1 protein-coding gene and 1 pseudogene are annotated in these 2,913 nt (G+C 70.4%); both read left to right on the forward strand.

Going from position 1 to position 2,913, the window contains the following annotated elements:
• A partial coding sequence (murJ, locus tag ACOV8S_RS25655; protein ID WP_448320608.1) for a murein biosynthesis integral membrane protein MurJ occupies positions 1-1,765 on the forward strand: 1,765 nt, incomplete at its 5' end.
• 117 nt (positions 1,766-1,882) lie between these two features.
• A pseudogene (locus ACOV8S_RS25660) lies at positions 1,883-2,913 on the forward strand (protein kinase family protein); the annotation flags it as partial.

The raw sequence follows: 2,913 nt of genomic DNA on the forward strand, positions 1-2,913 counted from the left end.
CCCTGGCCCCGCACAGCCCCCGACGGTCCCCGGCGTGCCTCCGGGGCCCGCCGGCCCGCCTCAGGCCCACCCAGAGCCGTCCGGCCCCGCAGGCGGCGGACCGGAGGAGCCCGCGGCGGCGGCCAAGAAGGGCGGCCGCGCCTCCGGCATCCTCAAGTCGAGCGCCGTGATGGCCGCCGGCACCCTGGTGTCGCGGCTCACCGGCTTCATCCGCTCGATGATGATCGTCGCCGCCCTGGGCCTCGGGCTGCTCGGTGAGGCGTTCCAGGTTTCGTACCAGCTGCCGACGATGATCTACATCCTCACCGTGGGCGGTGGCCTCAACTCGGTCTTCGTGCCGCAGCTGGTGCGCGCCATGAAGAACGACGAGGACGGCGGCGAGGCGTACGCCAACCGTCTCCTCACCCTGGTGATGGTGTCGCTGGCCGTCCTCACCGGACTCGCCATGCTGGGCGCACCGCTCCTGGTCCGGGCCCTGTCGGACTCACTCGCCGGAGAACCCGCGGCGAACGACGTCGCCGTCACCCTCAGCCTGTACTTCCTGCCCACGATCTTCTTCATGGGCGTTCATGTCGTCATGGGTCAGATCCTCAATGCGAGGAACCGGTTCGGCGCGATGATGTGGACCCCGGTCCTCAACAACATCGTCATCATCGTGACGCTCGGCATGTTCCTCTGGGTCTACGGCACGTCCGCCGACTCGAAGATGAGCGTGGAGAGCATTCCGCCGGAAGGCGTCCGTCTCATCGGCATCGGCGTGCTGCTGGGTCTGGTGGTCCAGGCGCTGGCGATGATCCCGTACCTCAAGGAGAGCGGGTTCCGTCTCCGGCTGCGCTTCGACTGGCGCGGCCACGGCCTGGGCAAGGCCGCCAAGCTGGCCAAGTGGACCATCCTCTTCGTGCTCGCCAACCAGCTCGGCGCAGTGGTGGTCTCCCAGTTGGCCACCCGGGCCCTCATGGACAGCGGCGACGAGAACGGCACCGGCTTCAGCGCCTACGCCAACGCCCAGCTGATCTGGGGCCTGCCGCAGGCGATCATCACCGTGTCGCTGATGGCCGCGCTGCTGCCCCGGCTGGCCCGCTCCGCCGCGGAGGACGACACCGGCGCGGTCCGGGACGACATCTCGCAGGGCCTGCGTACCACGGCCGTCGCGATCGTCCCGATCGCCTTCGGCTTCATCGCCCTGGGCGTCCCCATGTGCAACCTGATGTTCGGCGGCTCCGGCACCGCCGCGGCGACCAACATGGGCTACATGCTGATGGCCTTCGGCCTCGGGCTGATCCCCTATTCGGTCCAGTACGTGGTGCTGCGTGCCTTCTACGCCTACGAGGACACCCGGACGCCCTTCTACAACACCGTGATCGTCGCGGCGGGCAACGCCGGCGCGTCGTTCCTCTGCTTCCTGCTGCTGCCGGCCCGCTGGGCCGTGGTCGGCATGGCCGCCTCGTACGGCCTGGCGTACGGCATCGGCGTGGGCGTCGCCTGGCGACGCCTGCGCAAGAAGCTCGGCGGTGACCTGGACGGCTCCCGCGTACTGCGGACGTATGCCAGGCTCTGCATCGCGGCGGTTCCGGCCGCCGCACTCAGCGGGGCCGTCTGCTACGGCATCGGCCAGACTCTGGGCTGGAGTCTTCTCGGATCGCTGAGCGCGCTGGTCCTGGGCGGCATCGTTCTTCTCGGGGTCTTCTTCCTCGCCGCACGGCGGATGAGGGTGGAGGAGCTGAACTCTCTGGTCGGCATGGTCAGGGGACGCCTCGGGCGATGAGTCCGGGGTAGGCGCACAACCATCGGCCGCCACCGCTTGTCGTGCGGAGTGACGGACTGTGGGCACAATGGTTTTCGGCGTGGTGAGCACGCGATGGATGGGGAGGCAGGAACGACGGTGGCGGAACGAAGCACAGCTGCCGTCGACGTGGCAGGCAAAGGCGGCGACGAGTCGTCGACCGCCGAGGCGGAGAAGTCCACGGCCGACGGGGTGGCCCAGAAGCGGCAACCGGACACGGAGCACGACCAGGCGCAGGGCGACGTGGTCGTGACGGACCAGGTCCCGGCCCAGGCGCTCGAACTGCACAGCGGTCACAAGCTGGCCAGGCGGTACCGCCTGGAGGAATGCGTCACCCGTCTGGACGGGTTCAGCAGCTGGCGGGCGATGGACGAGATGCTGCGCCGTGCCGTCGGCGTGCACATCCTGCCGACCGACCACCCTCGCGCCCGTTCGGTCCTGTCCGCGGCCCGCGCCGCGGCTCTCCTCGGTGACCCGCGGTTCGTCCAGGTCCTCGACGCCGTCGAGGACGACGACCTCGTCTACGTGGTCCACGAGTGGCTCCCCGACGCCACCGAACTCACCAGCCTGCTGGCCTCCGGACCGCTGGAGGCGCACGAGGCCTACCAGATGGTGCTGCAGGTCTCCCAGGCCATGGCGGCGGCCCACCGCGAGGGCCTCGCCCACCTCTGCCTCACCCCGAGCACCGTTCTGCGGACCTCCGCGGGACAGTGGCGGATCCGCGGGCTCGCCGTGAGCTCAGCCCTGCGCGGCATCAGCACCGACACCCCGCAGCGCGCCGACACCGAGGCTCTCGGCGCCCTCCTCTACGCCGCCCTCACCCATCGCTGGCCCTACGAGACGGATGCCCACGGTCTCGCCGGCCTGCCCAAGGATCTCGGGCTGATCCCCCCGGACCAGGTCCGGGCCGGGGTCCACCTGGGCCTGTCCGAACTGGCGATGCGTGCCCTCGCCAACAACGGCGCCACCGCCTCCCGCCACGAGTCCGCCTGCACGACGCCGGAGGAGCTGGCCAAGGCGGTCACGGAGATGCCGCGCGTCCGGCGTCCCGAGCCGTCCTTCACCCCGCCGTCGGAGTACGCGCGGCCTCCCTACGCCCCGACCGGCTACACGGCGGCGGGGTGAAGGAC

This window comes from Streptomyces sp. CO7 (assembly GCF_053474865.1).